The organism is Prosthecobacter sp., assembly GCF_014879935.1.
Lineage (GTDB): Bacteria > Verrucomicrobiota > Verrucomicrobiia > Verrucomicrobiales > Verrucomicrobiaceae > Prosthecobacter.
This window is the reverse complement of sequence record NZ_JACSRD010000133.1, coordinates 19213-37325: the sequence shown is the minus strand read 5'-3', so window position 1 is coordinate 37325 and position 18113 is coordinate 19213. Positions and strand designations below refer to the sequence as shown.

Below are 18113 nucleotides of genomic sequence, written 5' to 3'. Positions count from 1 at the left end.
CACGGGCTCGGGGTTCGCTTTGCGGAGCTGCGCCTCGGTCAAAACGAAGTCGCCGACCATGCGGCGGCCATTGCGGACATAAAAGGCACGCGGCCAGCCGTCGTTGTCGGTGAACTCATCTTTGCACAGGCCCCACGCGGCCCAGGCCTCGCGTTGCTTGGCAGGCACCGCATCATCATTCGCCATGAACCAATACAGGCCGTTCATGTAATCGCGACTCGTGCGCAGCATCGCCTCACGCTCCGCGTAGCTGGCGATGGGGTAGCGGTGGTTCCAGCCGGTGAAGTTCGACGCGAGCGAGTGCCAGGTGCCGGGATCGGTCTTGCCATTTGGCACGCTGGCATGTGGCGGGCTGATGACGCCGCCCGCAGCGAGGTAGCGACGCTGCATCTCATAGTGCTTGGGATCGTAGTTCGCGGGCTTTGTGATCGCGATGCGGTTCGCGGGAGTCTTCGTCAGGCAGAGGCGGAAGCAATAGCCCTGGATGCTGTCGTCCGCCGCGCCGTGCTCGCCGAGCGGCTCGTCCTGCACGCCAAAGATGACACCGCTCTTCGCATCGCCCGGCGTCTGGTAGGGATCGATGGGCTTGTCGTGCTGCTTGTGCGTCGTGTCTGTGCGGATGCCGTTGTTCGTCTCGCCATACTTCGCATTGCCTTCGCGACCCACCGCAAAGCTTACGCCTGCAAACGCCAACAGATCGCCCTCGTAAGTCGCTTCGATGAACATTTTGGCCCGCACCTCGGCTCCATTTTCAAAATGCAGCGTCGTAATGCGTGCGCCGTCCTTCGTCACGCCCGCCGTTTCCTTCAAACGATGCCCGCGCAGCACCGTGATGCCCGCTTCCTTCGCCCACGCCTCCCAAACCGCCTCCGCCACATGCGGCTCGAATCGCCACAGCGACGTATCCTTGCCACCCGCCGCGAGCATCGCCTCAAACTTCGCCGTGCGACCGTAGTGCGCGTTGATGCGTCGATAAAACTCCAGCGCCAGCCCACCCACCGCCGGGCTGTTCCGAAACGGTTGGTTGTCGATGTCCGTGCCGCCGAGCCCCTCCACGCTCATGCCACCGAGATGCTGTCCCGCTTCGACGAGCACGACCTTTTTCCCCATCGTCGCCGCCTGCACCGCCGCGATCACGCCCGCGCTCGTGCCGCCGTAGATGCAGAGATCGGTTTCGAGCGGAGCCGCGGAGGCCGAAAGCGTGAAACAGGTGAGGAGAGCGATGGCGAGAGACTTCATGCGTGCTGTTGAATAGGTGCCCAGATGTCCGATTTGGACAACGAACTTGCCGCGTGATGAAGCAACAGCGATCCCGCCACCCACTTGCGGAGTGAAAATCGAAAGGTATGCTCACCACATGACACTCGTTCTCGAACTCCCGGATTCCTGGAAGCGCCTGCTCGGCCTCGATACAGCGGATGCGCCTGGACGCGCCCGCGAGATGCTGATCACGGAAAGCTATCGCGAAGGCAGGCTCTCCCGAGGTCAGGCGGCGGAGATGCTCGGACTGAGTTTCCACGAGGCTGAGTCCTTCTTCAAGCGCCATGGTGCCGAGCAGCAGCCGAGCTGGGAAGAACTGGAGGCCAGCGGTGACAAACTTCGCGCGGCCCTCCAGTCATGAGCGCGTCAGGCGTCGTCGTGGCAGACACCACGCCGCTGAACTACCTGGTTCTCATCCGACAAACTGAGGTTCTACATCAGCTTTTTGGCGAAGTCATGATCCCGGAGGCCGTGCTCACGGAACTCCGCCATCCCAAGGCACCTGCCGCCGTCACCGCATGGCTGCAACATCTGCCACAGTGGATCAGAGTCATCAAAGTCTCGCATGTGGACGACACCATCCAGCTCGGCCATGGCGAGACCGAAGCCATCAGCCTCGCCATTGAGAAACAGGTCTCCATCGTGCTCATGGACGAGCGAAGAGGCCGCGCCGCCGCGGAGGCGCGCGGCCTGCTGCCCATCGGCACCTTGAACATCCTCGACCTCGCAGACGAGCGGGGACTCCTTGATGGCGTCAGCACTCTCAACGAACTCAAACAGACGACGTTCCGCGCCAACGAAGAGCTGCTCGATCGCTTCGAGGCGCGGATGATGGCTCGAAAAGCGTGATGCTACACATCCTGGCATGCTTCGCCTCTCATCTACGCCTTCTGCATGACCAAGATCGGGAAACGCAAAGTCCAGCAGCATGCGCTGGGTGCCTGGAGCCCGTGGATGAAGGTGGTGCCGAACAAGCTGTAAGAGGTTGAGGGCGCTGATAGTGCGTCGAAACTGTGTTTGCGAATCTAGCAGAAGCCCGACACAATCGAACCATGAAAGAGGCACTCGAAAAATTGGGAACCTACAATCTCTTCAACTACCTGCTGCCCGGCTGCGTCTTCTCAGTCATTGCGGAGCACTTCAAACTCCTGACGATCCGCCAGGGCGAAACCATCTCTGACCTGTTTATCTTCTATTTTGTCGGCTTGGTCATTAGCCGGATTGGATCCCTCATAGTAGAGCCTGCTTTGAAGAAAGTTGGCGTCATCAAGTTTGGGGCGTATGACGACTTCGTGAAGGCGTCGGCGACCGACCCCAAGATCGAAGTGCTTTCCGAGGTCAATAACATGTACAGGACTCTAGCTGCCATGTTTGCGAGTTTGGCTCTCCTGAAACTTTGGACAATACTATCCACGCGAATCAGTTTGTGCGATCAGACCGTCCAATGGTGCGCCATCGTTGGCGGCACGACATTGTTTATAGTGTCTTATCGAAAGCAAAGCGCTTATGTAGCCACGCGTGTCTCTGTGGCCTCTAAAAAGTTTGATACACATTGTTGGAATGCTTTTGAAACAGCCGAACTGCCTCGATATCTGGATGTCCATATTTGTTTCTAACGCCTGCGCTGATGAGGACTGTGTCAGGCAGCATGCAAGATAATGAGCCTTCAGTAATTCCATTTTTTGATCCGTGATGAGGTGCCGCTAGGACATCGCACTCCAACGAGTTGGCAAAATAGCGGACGATTGAGTCCCACCGATCATTCTCGGTGTCTCCTGTTACAAGATATTCCGCTCCGGTGGATCGCTCGGTGACCTTGCAAACGAGCGAACAGTTGTTCGAGGAATCCATGTCTGCGGCATGTGGCGAGAAGACCTCAAAGGTGAACTCCTTCGAGAGCTTTGTGTAGAAACGGGTGTCGTTTTGAGACAGTGAAACAGAATAGCGCTGAAAGGCTTTTTGTGACTCAAAGCTGGCGATCACCGCGAAGCATTCATCAGCAGTAGCCGTCTTTTTGAAATACTTGGGATACATGATCCAATTGGGCCGATACTTGTTGAGCACGATCTTCATGCCCACCGCGTTGAAGTGGTCCGCGTCGAAACCTGTAACAACCAAGCCAATTAGTTCCTTGCCGTTCAAGATATTGGCAAGCGCAGCTTTGACGTTCACGATTGGCACCTCAGGATTCAGAGGGACAAAGGTGTCCACAATGAAAGCCTCGGCGTTTCCGGAGACGACCACAAACTGGCCTTGGCCGACATTGAGTGTGTAAATTTGCATTCGATTCTGAGGGTGATTATTTGCCAATAAAGACATTGCATGGCGTTAATGGTATCTCAAAAAGAAAAACATGTTTTAGAGAAAAAAACTCGGAAAATGACATTTTATTGCGTTATAAGTGATTTGGAACACCATTTTGCGATAAAAATCATGCTCCTTCGTCTCCACGCCTCCAACTTCCTTTCCATCGACACCCCGGTCGAGTTTTCTATGCTGGCTTCCAAGGAGTCGCAGCATCTGGGGCGGGTCGCGGAGGGGGAATCCATGCCGGAGCGGGTGCTGCAGACGGCGGCGATCTGGGGCGGGAATGCCTCGGGGAAATCGAACCTTTGCCGCGTGCTGGAGTATGCGAAGCACATGGTCGTGATCGGCACGCGGGCGGACGGGCCGACGGGGCGCATTCCCTTCAGGCTGCGCGAGGACGCGGCGAAGGAGCCGAGCCGCTTTGAGTTTGAGATCGTGGTGGAGGCGGAGGGCGAGGAGCGGGTGTTTCGCTACGTCTTTGCCGTGAACGGTCGCGAGGTGGTGGAGGAATCGCTGACGGAGATCCGGGTGGTGTCGGAGAAGGTGTTTTTCAGCCGGAAGCCGGGCGCGGACGGCGCGGTGGAGCATGTCTTCAGCCTGGACTGGTGGGAGCGGCGTGCGGTGCCGGAGGAGGAGCGGCTGTTTGCGAAGTTCGTGGCGAAGGGCACGAAGCCGAACCAGCTCTTCCTGCATGAGGCGATGGATCGCAATGTGACGGTGCTGGCACCGGTGTTTCGCTGGTTCCGCGACCAGCTCGTGGTGCTGGGGCCGAATGATGATTACCTCTCGCTGCGGGTGCAGGAGGCGGAGCGGCAGGACCTGCGGGATTTCACCGTGAGCATCCTGAATCGTGCGGACACGGGCATCGTAGGCATCGAGGCGGTGGATGTGCCGGTGGCCGGAATCGGCATGCCGAAGCAGGTGCAGGACGAGCTGCGCTCCACTTTGAAGGAAGACGACGCGGGAATCATCCTGCGCTCGGACGGAGGGGCGCGGTTCCGCGTGTTTCCCAAAGATGGCGAGCTGATGGCGCGGCGCATCGTGACCTATCGCGACTCGAAGGAGGGCAAGAAGGTGCCCTTTGAGACGAGCGATGAGAGCGACGGGACGCTGCGGCTCTTTGACTTGTCGCCGGTGTTTCACGATCTGGCCACGCCGGGCTGCCGCCGCGTGTATGTGATCGACGAGCTGGATCGCTCGATGCACACGCAGCTCACCGAGGCGCTGCTGGAGCACTACAACGGCACGCGGAGCAAGGACACGCGCACGCAGCTCATTTTCACGACGCACGACGTGCTGCTGATGGATCAGGCGCTGCTGCGGCGGGACGAGATGTGGTTCATCGAGCGCGGGAAGCACGGCGAGACGCTGCTGGAGAGCCTCTCCGACTATAAGGAGGTGCGCTATGACAAGGACGTGCGGAAGGCGTATCTCAGCGGTCGTTTTTCAGGAGTGCCACATTTGAGTCCCTTTTTGATGAAGCGGCGTCATGAATACGAAACTCCACCGGAAGAGGCTTTTCGTCTGAATGAAGAATCCGCTGCCTACAAAACCTCGCGGGGGAAGAAGGCATGAGAGGCCGGCGGTCTGGATTCAAAAAGACGAAGCGTCTTTTCGTGGTCGCTTCTGAAGGGGCGGAGACGGAGAGGATCTACTTTTTGCCGTTCAAGCCCGGCCGAGATGGAGGCTTTCGTCTCAAAGTCTTGCCAAACCCCAATCACAAATCCCGGCCACGCGATGTTCTGCAACGTCTGATCGACTACGAACGCCGCAAACTTGAAGGCCCGAACACCGAATACTGGGCCGTGATCGATCGCGATGCGTGGAGCGCCTCCGAACTCGATGAAGTCAGCCGTGAGATCGCAAAACACGACAACTACCACCTCGCGCTCAGCAATCCGTGCTTTGAACTTTGGCTCTGGCTACACCTGAAGCCCAACCGTCCTTTCGCGGATCGCCACGATTGCCAGCGCAGTCTCTGCCGCGAGTGGCCGGAGTTTGCCAAAGGCGACTATGATGCCTTGAAGCTGATGCCGCTGGTGCTCCAAGCCTGTGAGCGAGCCAAAGAGCTGGATACTGAACCCGATGCGAAGTGGCCGGATGAGCAGGCGACGTGGGTTTATCGGCTGGTGGAGAGGCTGAGGTGAAGTCGCCATGAAAGTGGCTTCAGCCGCAACTCATCGAGCCGATTCGGCTGAAGCCGAGGCCACTTTGGAAAGCTTCTTCAACTCATCCGCGCTCAGCGCCCGATCGAACACGGCCACGCCGCCGATCCAGCCGGTGAAGCCGACGCTGCGGCTGCTGTGGATGACGCGACCGATGGTGAAGGGGCCGCCGCTTTGGGCGTCCTTCGGCGTGTAGAGGTCGTGCGGATACCACCAGGGATTCAGTCGCAGCGCCACGAGATCACGTGCGATTTCTTTGCCACCATGCAGCGTGACCTCGATCTTCGTGAAGCGATGCTCGCGCAGCTCGACGCGTTCGTCGGCGGACTCGCGCAGCACTTTCACGCTCAGCGGCTCGCCTTCGGGCGGGTTGTAGTATTGATCCTTCGGGAAGGCCTCGTCCTCGCCGTCCTGCTTGCCGGGAAGCTTCGCGTAATGGCCCTGCATGTAGGCGTTGTAGGCAAAGGAGATGAGCTTGTCTTTCTTCGGCTGTTCGAGCCAGCGATCGCCGGACACGCCGTTCAGCCATCCGGTGAGTTCATCCTTTTCGTGATCAAAGGTCATCGCGAAGCACTGCCACGACGCATCGAGCACCTCCGCAGGCGAATCGGCAGGCACTTCGGGCGAGAGATCCGCCGAGTTGCACTTGTGCAGCGCATACTTGTTCAGGAACGAACTCGCGCCGTTCTCCGACACATGCCCGCAGGCGCTGCCTTGCTTGTTCAGGCCCGTAAAGAGCGCGTATTGCCGCTGCCCGCGTTCCACCTTCGCGATGGTGGCGGTGCTCTTCTCCTTCAAATCGGTGCCCTCATGCCAGATGCCTGCAAGCGCGTGATTTCCGCTCTCGCGAATCGCCCACACGACGACCGTGACCGACTTCCCCGCGCCTTTGATGTCCAGCGGCGTGTCATGCAGCCGCGACCTCGGCACGAACAAAAACGGCCGGAAGTCCGCATCCGTCTCTTTGACGATCCGAATCGCATTTCCGAAGGGCCCGCGACCCAACAACGGAAAATCCGCATACGTCGCCTCACGCCCCGCGCCCCAGTAGTCCTTGATGTAGTTCGCGGCATCGAGCGGATAGTCCGTCGTCGCTCCGGCAGGCACATGCGCCGTGAAACGCTTCTGCCCTTCCGGCTCACGCTTCACAAAATCCCAAAACGCCACGAGCCCCGGTGTGCTCGCGACCGTGGCGACAGGTTCAGCGGCAAAGAGTGACGGCGTGAGGAAAAGAAGAGGAAGGAGCTTCATGAGGAAGAAGAGGTTTCAAGTTTCAGGTTCCAAGTTTCAAGAGAGAGATGCGCGAGGGCTCAAGGTGGTTCGAAGTCTCATAAAGAGCGAAGACAGAGAACTTGGAACATGAAACTTGAAACCTGAAACCTGAAACGCATTCCCTCGCTACTCAGCCACCAACTGCAACGCATCCAAAATCACAAAACCGTCCGTGTCGGCGTTTCGGATCGCAATCGTCGTTTCGAGGCCTTTTTGGAGTTCGACCTTGCCGATGCTGCGGAAGGCTTCACCAGCGGGAAGCGGCTGCGTTTGGTCCACGAGCAGTTCGACGGCTGTTTCACCGTTTTGGATCGTCAACTGCACTTTGGTCGCCCGAGTCTCGTGCGCGGAATAGGCCATGCGCAGGTCGTAGCGACCGCTTTGAGGCACTTGAAGGCGAAAAATGGCCGCGCATTCGCCATCGCCGCGTTTGTCGTCGTGGAGGTAGCCGGTGCCGAGGTGCGGCTTGAAGTTGGAAGAGCGGCTCCACGGGCCTTTCAGCTCCGCCTGCGCATCATCGAGCACGATGCCGGGCAGCGATTTCGGATCGATGCTCATCGCGCCCTTCGGCTCGGGCGGCAGTTCGGAGAGCACGGGCAGATCCAGCACCTGCTTCTGCGCCAGCAAACGCTCACGCAGCGCCGGATACGGCAGCTTTTGCACGTCGAGCTGCTGTTTCGCGCTCAAAGCGGCCGCGATTCCCGCGCTTTGACCGAGGATCATCCACGTCGGCTCCACGCGGATCGACGACATGCCCACATGCGTGCAGGACAGCGCCACCGGCACGAGCAGGTTCGCGCACTCGGCCGCTTTTGGCGTGATGGCGCGATACGGGATGTGATAGGCGTAGCCGTGCTTCCTTCCCGGCACGCGCACCGGCATGATCGTGCCCTCATCGATGACGAACTCGCCCGTGCCCACGCGTTGGCAGTCGTGCGAGTCAATGGGAAACGACGACACCACGATCGCATCGTCTTTCTTTGGCTCCTTCATGATGTCGTTCTGCGACACGATGTATTCGCCGATCATGCGCCGGCCTTCGCGAACATAAAGCTGCGGCGACCAGTGCTCATAATCTGCGAACTCATCACGACACAGCCCCAACTCACTCATCTCCTTCCGGATCTTCTCCGGCACCGCCGCGTCCGTCGTGAGGAAGTGATAAAACTCCAGCGTGTATTGCTTGTGCGCCTCCCAGATCACCGCGCGACCCGCCTCATCCGCCTCGCTCCAGCCATTGCAGGCACCCACGAGGCCCATCGAGAACTGTTTTCCAATGCCGTTGTTCGCATCGAACTTGTTCCCTGGCAGCGGATACAGATCCCACGGCAAAACAGGCCGCTTTTCCTTCGCAAAGTAGCGCCGCACGACCTCAAATCGCGCCGGATCATACTTCGCCGGCATCGGAAACGGCACGCGATTCGCCGCGTCTTTCGTCACGCAAAGGCGGAAGCTATACACCATCACGTTCTTGTCTCCCGCGTCCTCCGGACCCGCATCCGTCGTCGTGATCAGCGGCAGCGGCTTCCCATCGTCACCGAGGCCTGAGATGCGCATCTTCGGCTTCGGATACTGCTTCCCCGCCAGCGACTCACCGAACTCCTTCCGGCCCTCGCGACCAATCGTCCACCTCACCCCCGCCGCGGCCATCAAATCGCCTTCGTAGGTGCCATCGATGAACATTTTGGCCTCGAACTCGCCATCTGTGGTGGCCAGTTTCGCGATGCGCGTGCCGTTTTTGGTCACCGATTTAAGCACACGTTTCGTCAGCACCTTTACCTTCGCCTCATCAAGCATCTCCTTCGTGATCTTCGCCGCCACATGCGGCTCGTAGGTCCAGTGCGCATGATCCTTCACACTCACCTGATAAGGCAAAGCGACGCCGCGCTGCTGGTAGTCCTTTTCCACCCGCGCATGCCATTCATCGAAGAGCCCCATCACCGTGCTGCGCACCGTTTGATTCGAATCCGAGAAGCACAGCCCGCCCGTGTTCACTCCGCCCACATGCCCCGTCGGCTCCAGCAGCACCACCGCCGCTCCTTCACGCGCCGCCGCGATCGCCGCGCAGAATCCACCCGGCGTGGCTCCATACACGATCACATCCGCCTGCGTGGCAGCATGGCATGAAAAGGCGAGAAGAAGAATGCAGACAAGGAGGCGCGTCATGGTTTTCAAAAAGGACAGACCGCGCCTGTTTTGGACACCAAAGTGAGCGGCATCAGCGATCGCCCAGGTCCAGCTTGTGAATTTCCTCCGGAATGCCGGCTGCGAGATATTCCAGCAGCGTTCTCACACGTTCGGGTAGCTGCTCGTGGCTGGCGTGGGCGAGATGCAGATCGACGGGCTCGATGTGCCAGTCCGGCAGCAGTTGCACGAGCCTTCCGGCGGCGATGTCTCGCGAGGCCATCCACTCCGGCACGCTGGTGAACCCCGCCCCCTCGATCACGGCCTCGCGCAACGCGGTGACGGTGTCGAGCAGCATGACCGGGGCGAATTTGAGCTTCACCACCTTCCCTTTCCGCACCAGGTCCACCCGGTCGCGGGCGTAAAAATGCGGCTGCAGGATGCCCAGCCACGGCAGGCGGCTCAGATCGGCCGGTCGCTGCGGAGCCGCGTGCTCGGCGAGCAAGGAAGGCGCGGCGACGAGCCGGCGATTGAGTTCCGCGACCTTCTTCGTCGTGACGCGCCGGTCGGTCGGGCCGCCCACCATGACCCCGCAGTCGAAACCTTCCTTCACGAACTTCGTCGGCCGGTTGATGAGATGCAGCTCCATCGTCACCTGCGGATGCAGCTTCCGAAAGCGAGAGAGCACACGCGAGACGATCCACTGGCCGACATCGACGACTGAAACGATGCGCAAATGGCCGCGGAGCTCACGTCGTTCACCGTGGAGACGTTTGCCGAGACGGTCGGCCAGGGCCAGCAGCTCCCGTGCATCCGCCAGGAGTATGCGCCCGGCCTCGGTCACGCTCATGGTGTGTGTGTCGCGGCGGATGAGCGGAGCGCCGATCTGGGTCTCCAGCGCCGCCAGATGGCGGCTCAGCGTGGGCTGTGCCATGCCCAGAATCTTCGCCGCGGCGGAGATGCTGCCGGAGTCGGCGATCTGGACGAATTCACGGACTTGCTGGAGGTCGTTCAAATTGGTCATTCCATTATTGTATAGGCGATATGCCGGATATGCACTGTTGAAGACACTTTCCCGTCCGTATCTAGCCACGCCATGCCCCTTGGAATCCCCCTCCCCCGATTCTCCCGGTGCGCGGCCCTGCCCGTGCTGGCAGCGGCCTTCGTCGCCGGCTGTAAACCGCACACTGCCGGGCCTTCAGGTCCGCCGGCTGGCGTTGTCCCGGAGGTCAGCGTGGCAAAGCCGGTCGCGAAACGCCTGACCGACTGGGATGAGTTCAGCGGCCGCCTTGTTGCTCGTGACCGGGTCGAAGTCCGCGCCCGGGTATCAGGCTATCTTACCGAGATTCACTTCAAAGAAGGCACGCAGGTTAAAGAGGGCGACCTGCTCTTCACCATCGACCCGCGGCCCTACGCCGCCGCAGTGCAGCGTGCCGAGGCCATGCTGGCCCAGGCGAAGACGAATGCCGAACTCGCGACGATCGAGGCGAAGAACGCCACCAAACTGCGCGAAGGCCAGGTGATCTCCGCCGAGGAATCGGAGCGCCGTTTGAAGAGCGCCGCGGGCGAGCAGGCAGCCGTCCGCGCCGCCGAGGCCATGCTCATCTCCGCGCAGCTCGAACTCGAATTCACCCAGATCAAAGCCCCCATCAGCGGCCGCGTCAGCGACGCCCGAGTGACGGAGGGGAATCTCGTCAGCGGAGGCACGCAGGGCTCCACCTTGCTCACCACCATCGTGGCACTCGATCCCATTTACGTCGATTTCGAGGCGGACGAACGCAGCGTGCTGAAGTATCGCGAGATGCACAAGACCGGCGAGCGCAAGAGCGCCCTCTTTGGCCGCATCCCGGCCGAGATGGCGCTCATCCATGAGGAAGGCTGGCCGCACAAAGGCGAGATCGACTTCGTGGACAACCAGCTCAATCCCGCCACCGGCACCATTCACGCCCGCTGTGTGTTTCCGAACGGCGACCAGCTCATGTCCCCCGGCTTCTTCGCCCGCGTGCGCATCCCCGGCAGCGGTGAATACGACGGGCTGCTCATCCGCGACTCCGCCGTGGGCGACGACCAGGGCAGCAGCTACGTCTGGGTGCTCGATGCGGAGGACAAGGCCGTCTATCTCCCCATCAAGCCCGGCCCGCTGCTGGATGGCATGCGGGTCGTGCGCAGCGGCTTGAAGGCAGACGACCGCGTCGTCGTCCTCGGCCTCATGAGCGTCCGCAATGGCGTGAAGGTGAAGGCTTCCACTGTCGAAATGCAGCCCGCTGCCGCTGACACCCCTGCCACGGAGAAAAAGCCATGAACTTCGCCCGCATCTTCGTGGACCGGCCGATCTTCGCGGCGGTGCTCAGCATCGTCATCACGATGCTCGGTGCGTTGTCCTACTTTTCGTTGCCGGTGGCCCAGTATCCGGAGGTGATCCCGCCCACCGTGGTCGTTTCCGCCGCTTATCCCGGCGCGGATGCCCGCACGCTCGCGGAAACTGTGTCCACGCCGCTGGAGCAGGAGATCAACGGCGTCGAGGACATGATCTACCTCTCGTCGTCATCCACCAGCGATGGCCGCGTGCAAATCACCGTCACCTTCCGTCTCGGCACGGATTTGGACAAAGCGCAGGTGCTGGTGCAGAACCGCGTGAATGCCGCCGTGGCACGACTTCCCGAAGAAGTGCGCCGTCTGGGCGTCATCGTGAACAAACGCTCGCCCGACCTCACGCTGGCCGCGCAGTTTTACAGCCCGGATGGCTCGCGGGAGGTCGGTTACCTCAGCAACTACGTCACGCTCCAGATTCAGAACGAGATCGCGCGACTGCCGGGTGTCGCGGAGGCCTCATCGCTCGGTGGGCTCGACTACTCCATGCGCGTCTGGCTCGATCCCGAAAAAGTCGCCGGCGTCGGTCTCACCGCCGGTGATGTCGTCCGTGCCATCCGCGAGCAAAATGTGCAGGTCGCCGCCGGATCGCTGGGTCAACCGCCTGCGGCGGAAGGTATGGAGTTTCAATACACGCTCACGGCTCCCGGCCGTTTGAAGAAAGCCGAGGAGTTTGGCGACATCGTGCTCAAAACCGGCACGCAGGGCGATGTCGTGCGCCTGAGCGACGTCTCCCGCATCGAACTGGGCTCCCGCGACTACTCCAGCAAGACCTACATGGACGGCTACAACGCCGTGTCCCTCCGCGTGTTCCAGCTTCCCGGCAGCAACTCCATCCAGACTGCCGATGCGGTTTACAAGCGACTCGCGGAGCTGAAGCTGCGCTTCCCGCCAGGCGTCGATTACCGCATCAACTACGACACGACGAAATTTGTCCGTGCCTCGATCAAATCGGTGCTCACCACGCTCGTCGAGGCGGTGGTGCTCGTCGTGTTCGTCGTGGTGCTGTTCCTGCAAACCTGGCGGGCGTCGATCATTCCCCTGCTCGCCGTGCCGGTGTCCCTCATCGGCACGCTGGCCGTCATGCAGGGCTTTGGCTTCTCGCTGAACAATCTGAGCCTCTTCGGCCTCGTGCTGGCCATCGGCATCGTGGTCGATGACGCCATCGTCGTGGTGGAAAACGTCGAACGAAACATCGCCAAGGGGCTCGCGCCGCGTGAGGCCGCCATCCAGGCGATGAAGGAGGTCAGCAGCGCCGTCATCGCCGTGGCGCTGGTGCTGTGCGCCGTGTTCGTGCCCACCGCGTTCATCAGCGGCATCACCGGCCAGTTTTACCGCCAGTTTGCGCTCACCATCGCCGTGTCCACGGTCATCTCCGCCTTCAATTCACTCACGCTCAGCCCCGCCTTGTGCGCCCTTCTGCTGCAGCCGCACGGGGCGAAGACGGACTGGTTCTCGCGCCTCATCCACTTCGTGTTCGGCTGGTTCTTCGCCCTGTTCAACAAGGTGTTCCAGTTCGGCTCGAACGTTTACGCCGGACTCGTGCGCAAACTCATCCGCCTCGCCCTGCTGGTCATCCTGGGTTACGGCGGGCTGCTCTTCCTCACGCAGAAGGTCTTCAACACCGTCCCCGGCGGCTACATCCCCGCGCAGGACATGGGCTACGCCATCGTTCTGGTGCAGTTGCCCGACGCCGCCGCGTTCGAGCGCACTGACGCGGTCGTGCGCAAGATGGACCGCATGGCGCAGGAGATCCCCGGCATCGTCCACACCTTCGCCATCTCCGGTTACAGCTCCATCTTGCAGGCCAACCAGCCCAACGTCGGCGCGGCCTTCCTCGTCTTCGACGACTTCCACAACCGCACCACGCCCGAGCTCAAAGGCGACCGCCTTCTGGCCACCATCCGGCAGAAATTCGCCACGATTCAGGAGGGGCGCGTGCTCGTGCTGCCACCACCGCCGCTGCGCGGCCTCGGAAACGCCGGTGGGTTCAAAATCCAGGTGCAGGACCTCAACAACGCCGGCCTGGAGGCTCTCGAAGCCGCCACGCAGAAGCTCCTCGCCGCCGCGCAGAATGAGCCGGGCCTCAATTCGCTTGTCACCGGCTTCCGCGCACGCACGCCGCAGTTCAAACTGGAGATCAACCGCGCCCAGGCGAAGACCATGGGCGTCTCGCTCGCGGATCTGAACGAGGCGCTGCAGGTCTATCTCGGCTCCGTGTATGTGAACGACTTCAATCTGTTCGGCCGCACCTATCAAGTCACCGCGCAGGCCGATCCGCTCTTCCGCAAGGACCCCGCGGATGTCTCCCGCATCAAGATTCGCAACCAGGCGGGCGAGATGGTGCCGCTGGGAGCGCTGGTCAAAGTGGTGAAAACGGGTGGAGCCGACCGCGTGCAACGCTACAACCTCTACTACTCCGCCGACATCAACGGCAACACCGCCACCGGTGTGAGTTCCAGCCAGATGATCGAAAAGATCGAGCGCCTCGCCAAGGAGCACCTGCCGGGCGGTTTCGCCATCGAGTGGACCGACCTCACCTATCAGCAGATCCTCGCAGGAGACACGCTCATCTACATCTTCCCACTGTGCGTGATCTTCGTCTTCCTCGTGCTGGCAGCGCAATACGAGAGCTGGAGCATGCCGCTCGCAATCATCCTGATCGTGCCGATGTGCCTGCTCTCCGCCATCGGCGGCGTGTGGCTGCGCGGACTCGACAACAACATCTTCACGCAGATCGGCCTCGTCGTGCTCGTCGGTCTCGCGGCCAAAAACGCCATTCTCATCGTCGAATTCGCCAAACAACTTCAAGACGAGGGCATGGACCGCGTGAAAGCCGCCGTGGAGGCCTGCCGACTGCGTCTGCGCCCCATTTTGATGACGAGCTTCGCCTTCATCCTCGGCGTTCTCCCGCTCGTGCTCGCCACCGGAGCAGGAGCCGAGATGCGCCAGGCCCTCGGCACCGCCGTCTTCTTCGGCATGATCGGCGTCACGATCTTCGGATTGCTCTTCACCCCCGTCTTCTACGTCATCCTCCGCGCCATCGTTGAAAGGCGTGCAAAAGCGACACCTTCAATCACTCATCATGAAGCACACGCCTGAAGCTCCCGATCTTACGGTCACAAAGATCGCGACAGCGTCCTGGAGTGCGCCGGTCCTCCGGCGCTTTCGAACGTCTCCCGGCCTGCGCAAAGCTCCAGAGGGCTGGAGCACTCCAAAACGCTGCCGCGCGGATCGTCATCTCCCTCTGTTGCTGGCCGGTCTTCTCTCCAGTTGCACCGTCGGCCCGAAATTCCTCCAGCCGCAGCCGAAGATGCCTGCGGACTATGCCTCCAAGTCGTCCAACAACCTCCGCGCCGAACCCACCTGGTGGCGCAGGCTCAATGACAGCACGTTGAACCAGCTCATCGCTCAAGCCACCGAGCAGAACAAAAACCTCGCCGTCGCCAAATCGCGACTGCTTGAGGCCCGCGCACTCTGGCGCGAGGCGCAGTTCGACTTCGCGCCCACCGTCACCGCCAGCAGCAGCTATGACACGACCCAGCTCGGCGCCTCGATGAACGCGGCCTTCCGCGGCCGCACCGTCGATACCTGGCGCACGGGTTTCGATGCCGACTACGAACTCGACCTCTTCGGACGCGTCCGAAACAGCGTGAAGGCCGCCAAAGCCACCAGCGCCGCGGCGGAAGCCAGCTTGCAGGACCTGCTCATCACGCTGCAGGCCGAGGTGACCATCAATTACCTCGAACTTCGCGGTGCCCAGGCTCAACTCAGCGTCGCACAGGAAAACGCCGGCAATCAAAGCGAAGCCCTGCGCATCGCCGAAGCCTCCCTCAAAGGCGGACGCGGCACGCAGCTCGATGTCGCACGCGCCAACGCCCTTTTGAACGCCACGCAGGCGCAAATCCCCACTTACGAGGAAAGCGTCGCCAAAGCCATCCACCGCCTCGCCGTGCTCAGCGGCCGCAATCCCTCCGAATTGCGCCCGCAGCTCCAAAAAGCGCTCAAACAGCCCGCAGTGCCCTCAAGCGCTGCCATCGCCAAACCCGCTGAGCTGCTGCGCCTGCGCCCTGACATTCGCATGGCCGAAAACACCCTCGCAGCCGCCACGGCGCGTGTGGGCATCGCCACCGCCGATTTGTTTCCGCGACTCACCTTCGGCGGACGTTTGAATCTGGAAGGCCAGACGCTCGCCAGCCTCAATCAATACGGCTCACCCGCCTACAGCCTCGGTCCGCGCCTCAGTTGGGCCTTCTTGAACCTCGGTCGCGTGCGTCAGCAGATCAAAGCCGCGGGTCATCGTGCCGACGCCGCTCTTTCGACCTATGAGCAGACCGTCCTCCTCGCCCTCGAAGAGGTCGAAAACGCCCTCACCAGCTACGACCGCGAGCGTCAGCGCCTCCGCCACCTTGAAGCCAGCGCCGCCAGCGCCCGTGAAGCCGCCACTTTGGCCCGCCAGCGTTACCAAGACGGCGTCGCCGACTTCCTCACTGTCCTCGACGCCGAACGCGTCGCCCTCGGAGCGCAAAACGACATCGTCCTCAGCCGCACGAGGGCAACCGCCGCCTGGGTCCGCATCCACAAGGCGATGGGTGGGGGGAATTGAGCGAAGCTCGTTTCAGGTTTCAGGTTCCACGTTTCATGATGCGGCCGCGAGCACTCGGCCACTTGAAACTTGGAACATAAAACGATTGAGACTCACTTCCGGGCCGCCACTGCTTGGTGCGCCGTCTCCTGTAGAAACCGCGCAAACTCGGCATCGAGTCCTGTGGGGATGACGGCCAGCCCGACCGGGCTTTCGCCAAACAACACCTCATACCACACGCAGGCACCGAGATACTCTCCCGCCATGTTCGCGTGATGACCGTCCATGCCGAGCGTGATCTTTTTGCCGTCCTTCGACTTCGCCCAGCGCCAGCCGACATGCAGTGAATGCGTCTGGTCGGGCAGTTCGGGCTTCTTCGCCGTTTTGGGGTCGAAGGGTTTCGGATCAGGCTTGTAACCCCACTTCGGGTCCGTGTCCGCGAGATGGAAGGCATCACCGGTGGGAATGAGGCGTGCGCCATATTCCGCAGCAAGCTTTTCATAGGACGCCCGCAGGCCGTTGTACATCTCGTCCTGCGTCTTCGGCTCGCCAGGCTTGGGTTCCTTCACCGCGAAACGCGGATCGTCCACTCGATACTCCCACGTCTCATGCACGAGCAGCTTCGCCTGCGGCGCGTGTTTCACGATCAGATCCCGCAGGAAGCCCGCATACGGCTGATACGTGGCGTAATCGTGGCTCTTGATGCTCGCCTGCTGGATCGTGACGAAGTCCCAGCGATCCGCAGCGAGGTTTGCGATCAGATCCTTGCCGTTCGTGTAGAGCCGTGCCTTGCCTTCCGTCTTCGCTTTGTCCGCATGCACCTGTAACGACGCTCCGCCGATGACGAGGGAGTTTTGGATCAGGGTGTGGCCGCCAGCCTTGGCGAGATCCTTCAGGTGATGCGTGGCATTCGCGGAGAAGCTGTTGCCAATGGTCAGCAGCTTCACCGTTTGCGGCTCTCCCGCGTAGGTCGAGGCCCAGAGCAACCATGAGACGACGAAGACGAGCGTTTTCATGGCAGGGATCAATGATGGCAGCCGCAACCCTCGCCGCAGCCGCCTTTCTTCACCATCTCCTCAGGTGAAGGAACACGACCACTTTCCAGGCTCTTGCCGACAAAGGCATTCACCGCCTCCGCCACACCGCTGAGGATGTTCTGCGCACCGAGAAAGCCGGAGATCACGGGATTGGACTCGCAACGGTCCTGCAAGCCGTTGAAACGGGAGATCTCCTCGGCAGTCGGTTCCTCGTCGTGATGCTGCTTCTGATGCAGCGCACGGCCGAGCGTGGCCATCTCGCGATACAGCGACATGGCCGCGTCATCGGCCAGGAAGGTCTCGGCCTGAAGGCGGGCGTTTTTCACATCACCATCGGCCACGAGGGCTTCGCAGAGCTCGATGATCTTGGACTGGATGAGGGGGGATGCGGTCATGGGGGCGCGAGAGTAGGCCGGAAACCCGTTTTCACAGGAAAATCTCGGAATTTTTGCCCTTCCTGCCTCTCCAACACAACACGCCATGAAACATCTCCTCAGCGCCCTGCTCCTCCTCACTTCCATCGTCTCCGCCGCCCCACCCGAGGACTTCACCGTGCGTGCAGCGGCTGGAAAAGGCAGCTTCACGCTGAAGGAAGCGCGTGGGAAATTTGTCGCGCTTCATTTCCTGCTCAAAACCGAATGCCCGCTGTGCCTGAAGCACACCCGCGACTACTTCGCCAAATCCGCGACACTGCCCAACGTGACGCAGATTTTCCTCAAGCCGGACTCCGACCGCGAAATCGAGGCCTGGGCGTCCAAACTGCCTGCCGAGGACCTCGCCAAGAATCCGATTTACCGCGATCCTTATGCGAAACTCGCGAAAGCCTTCGACATTCCCGATGGCTACAATTTTCACGGCCAGACCGTGCACTTCCCCGCCACCATCCTGATCGGTCCCGATGGCAAGGAAGTCTTCCGTTATGTCGGCAAGAGCAATGCTGACAGGCTCTCCTTTGAGGCACTTGCCGCCAAGGTGGCCGAGCTCACGAAATGA

Annotated in this window: 16 protein-coding genes; 9 read left to right on the top strand and 7 right to left on the bottom strand. The window is 61.0% G+C overall.

The features are described 5' to 3' along the window. A partial coding sequence (locus IAE77_RS11350; RefSeq protein ID WP_294226309.1) for an FAD-dependent oxidoreductase occupies positions 1 to 1239 on the bottom strand: 1239 nt, incomplete at its 3' end. Positions 1240 to 1357: 118 nt separating this feature from the next. On the opposite strand from IAE77_RS11350, the gene IAE77_RS11345 reads away from it, so the two are divergent. The 3 genes from IAE77_RS11345 to IAE77_RS11335 all read left to right on the top strand — a co-directional run bounded on the left by IAE77_RS11345 (position 1358) and on the right by IAE77_RS11335 (position 2876). Further along, positions 1358 to 1621: a UPF0175 family protein gene (locus IAE77_RS11345; RefSeq protein WP_294226306.1), complete on the top strand. Its 264-nt coding sequence runs from the start codon at positions 1358 to 1360 to the stop codon at positions 1619 to 1621. Then, a complete protein-coding gene (locus tag IAE77_RS11340) occupies positions 1618 to 2109 on the top strand; it encodes a hypothetical protein (RefSeq protein WP_294226301.1) in 492 nt (163 codons plus the stop codon). The genes IAE77_RS11345 and IAE77_RS11340 overlap by 4 nt, the downstream gene beginning before the upstream one ends. Positions 2110 to 2312: 203 nt before the next feature. Further along, positions 2313 to 2876, top strand: a complete 564-nt coding sequence (locus IAE77_RS11335; RefSeq protein WP_294226298.1) for a hypothetical protein — start codon at positions 2313 to 2315, stop codon at positions 2874 to 2876. Here IAE77_RS11335 and IAE77_RS11330 read toward each other — a convergent pair. Next, positions 2794 to 3543 (bottom strand): hypothetical protein, encoded by a 750-nt coding sequence (locus IAE77_RS11330; protein WP_294226295.1) that lies wholly within the window; start codon positions 3541 to 3543, stop codon positions 2794 to 2796. The genes IAE77_RS11335 and IAE77_RS11330 overlap by 83 nt on opposite strands. 150 nt (positions 3544 to 3693) lie before the next feature. On the opposite strand from IAE77_RS11330, the gene IAE77_RS11325 reads away from it, so the two are divergent. Both IAE77_RS11325 and IAE77_RS11320 read left to right on the top strand, forming a co-directional pair. After that, a complete protein-coding gene (locus IAE77_RS11325) occupies positions 3694 to 5142 on the top strand; it encodes an ATP-binding protein (protein ID WP_294226293.1) in 1449 nt (482 codons plus the stop codon). Continuing rightward, entirely contained in the window at positions 5139 to 5714 is a 576-nt protein-coding gene (locus IAE77_RS11320; RefSeq protein ID WP_294226291.1) for an RloB family protein, read from the top strand. The genes IAE77_RS11325 and IAE77_RS11320 overlap by 4 nt, the downstream gene beginning before the upstream one ends. A gap of 30 nt (positions 5715 to 5744) precedes the next feature. On the opposite strand, the gene IAE77_RS11315 is transcribed toward IAE77_RS11320, so the two are convergent. From IAE77_RS11315 to IAE77_RS11305, 3 genes are all read right to left on the bottom strand, one after another. Then, positions 5745 to 6983 carry a hypothetical protein gene (locus IAE77_RS11315; RefSeq protein ID WP_294226289.1) on the bottom strand — a complete coding sequence of 413 codons (1239 nt, stop codon included), beginning with the start codon at positions 6981 to 6983 and terminating at the stop codon, positions 5745 to 5747. A 147-nt stretch (positions 6984 to 7130) separates the two neighbouring features. Continuing rightward, the gene (locus IAE77_RS11310) at positions 7131 to 9170 is read right to left on the bottom strand and encodes an FAD-dependent oxidoreductase (protein ID WP_294226286.1); all 2040 of its coding nucleotides are present in this window, start codon (positions 9168 to 9170) and stop codon (positions 7131 to 7133) included. A gap of 52 nt (positions 9171 to 9222) precedes the next feature. Continuing rightward, on the bottom strand, positions 9223 to 10152 hold the full coding sequence (locus IAE77_RS11305) for a LysR family transcriptional regulator (protein WP_294226284.1): 930 nt from the start codon (positions 10150 to 10152) through the stop codon (positions 9223 to 9225). A 72-nt stretch (positions 10153 to 10224) separates the two neighbouring features. On the opposite strand from IAE77_RS11305, the gene IAE77_RS11300 reads away from it, so the two are divergent. Genes IAE77_RS11300 through IAE77_RS11290 form a run of 3 tightly spaced genes read left to right on the top strand, consistent with a single transcriptional unit; the run spans position 10225 to position 16104 of the window. Continuing rightward, the gene (locus IAE77_RS11300) at positions 10225 to 11430 is read left to right on the top strand and encodes an efflux RND transporter periplasmic adaptor subunit (protein WP_294226282.1); all 1206 of its coding nucleotides are present in this window, start codon (positions 10225 to 10227) and stop codon (positions 11428 to 11430) included. Beyond that, complete coding sequence (locus IAE77_RS11295; RefSeq protein ID WP_294226280.1) at positions 11427 to 14600, top strand: multidrug efflux RND transporter permease subunit; 3174 nt, start codon at positions 11427 to 11429, stop codon at positions 14598 to 14600. The genes IAE77_RS11300 and IAE77_RS11295 overlap by 4 nt, the downstream gene beginning before the upstream one ends. Continuing rightward, positions 14584 to 16104 (top strand): efflux transporter outer membrane subunit, encoded by a 1521-nt coding sequence (locus tag IAE77_RS11290; protein WP_294226277.1) that lies wholly within the window; start codon positions 14584 to 14586, stop codon positions 16102 to 16104. Before IAE77_RS11295 ends, IAE77_RS11290 begins: the two co-directional genes overlap by 17 nt. A gap of 92 nt (positions 16105 to 16196) precedes the next feature. Here IAE77_RS11290 and IAE77_RS11285 read toward each other — a convergent pair whose 3' ends face one another. Together IAE77_RS11285 and IAE77_RS11280 are read right to left on the bottom strand one after the other, a co-directional pair. Then, complete coding sequence (locus IAE77_RS11285) at positions 16197 to 17099, bottom strand: DUF4886 domain-containing protein (RefSeq protein WP_294226271.1); 903 nt, start codon at positions 17097 to 17099, stop codon at positions 16197 to 16199. Positions 17100 to 17107: 8 nt separating this feature from the next. After that, positions 17108 to 17515, bottom strand: a complete 408-nt coding sequence (locus tag IAE77_RS11280) for a YlbF family regulator (protein ID WP_294226268.1) — start codon at positions 17513 to 17515, stop codon at positions 17108 to 17110. Between the two features lie 85 nt (positions 17516 to 17600). Between IAE77_RS11280 and IAE77_RS11275 the strand changes: the two genes are divergently transcribed. Continuing rightward, complete coding sequence (locus IAE77_RS11275; RefSeq protein WP_294226266.1) at positions 17601 to 18113, top strand: redoxin family protein; 513 nt, start codon at positions 17601 to 17603, stop codon at positions 18111 to 18113.

Coding starts and splice junctions, on each gene's coding strand:
- IAE77_RS11345 (WP_294226306.1), top strand. CDS start 1,358: ATGACACTCGTTCTCGAACTCCCGGATTCCTGGAAGCGCCTGCTCGGC.
- IAE77_RS11340 (WP_294226301.1), top strand. CDS start 1,618: ATGAGCGCGTCAGGCGTCGTCGTGGCAGACACCACGCCGCTGAACTAC.
- IAE77_RS11335 (WP_294226298.1), top strand. CDS start 2,313: ATGAAAGAGGCACTCGAAAAATTGGGAACCTACAATCTCTTCAACTAC.
- IAE77_RS11330 (WP_294226295.1), bottom strand. CDS start 3,543: ATGCAAATTTACACACTCAATGTCGGCCAAGGCCAGTTTGTGGTCGTC.
- IAE77_RS11325 (WP_294226293.1), top strand. CDS start 3,694: ATGCTCCTTCGTCTCCACGCCTCCAACTTCCTTTCCATCGACACCCCG.
- IAE77_RS11320 (WP_294226291.1), top strand. CDS start 5,139: ATGAGAGGCCGGCGGTCTGGATTCAAAAAGACGAAGCGTCTTTTCGTG.
- IAE77_RS11315 (WP_294226289.1), bottom strand. CDS start 6,983: ATGAAGCTCCTTCCTCTTCTTTTCCTCACGCCGTCACTCTTTGCCGCT.
- IAE77_RS11310 (WP_294226286.1), bottom strand. CDS start 9,170: ATGACGCGCCTCCTTGTCTGCATTCTTCTTCTCGCCTTTTCATGCCAT.
- IAE77_RS11305 (WP_294226284.1), bottom strand. CDS start 10,152: ATGACCAATTTGAACGACCTCCAGCAAGTCCGTGAATTCGTCCAGATC.
- IAE77_RS11300 (WP_294226282.1), top strand. CDS start 10,225: ATGCCCCTTGGAATCCCCCTCCCCCGATTCTCCCGGTGCGCGGCCCTG.
- IAE77_RS11295 (WP_294226280.1), top strand. CDS start 11,427: ATGAACTTCGCCCGCATCTTCGTGGACCGGCCGATCTTCGCGGCGGTG.
- IAE77_RS11290 (WP_294226277.1), top strand. CDS start 14,584: ATGAAGCACACGCCTGAAGCTCCCGATCTTACGGTCACAAAGATCGCG.
- IAE77_RS11285 (WP_294226271.1), bottom strand. CDS start 17,099: ATGAAAACGCTCGTCTTCGTCGTCTCATGGTTGCTCTGGGCCTCGACC.
- IAE77_RS11280 (WP_294226268.1), bottom strand. CDS start 17,515: ATGACCGCATCCCCCCTCATCCAGTCCAAGATCATCGAGCTCTGCGAA.
- IAE77_RS11275 (WP_294226266.1), top strand. CDS start 17,601: ATGAAACATCTCCTCAGCGCCCTGCTCCTCCTCACTTCCATCGTCTCC.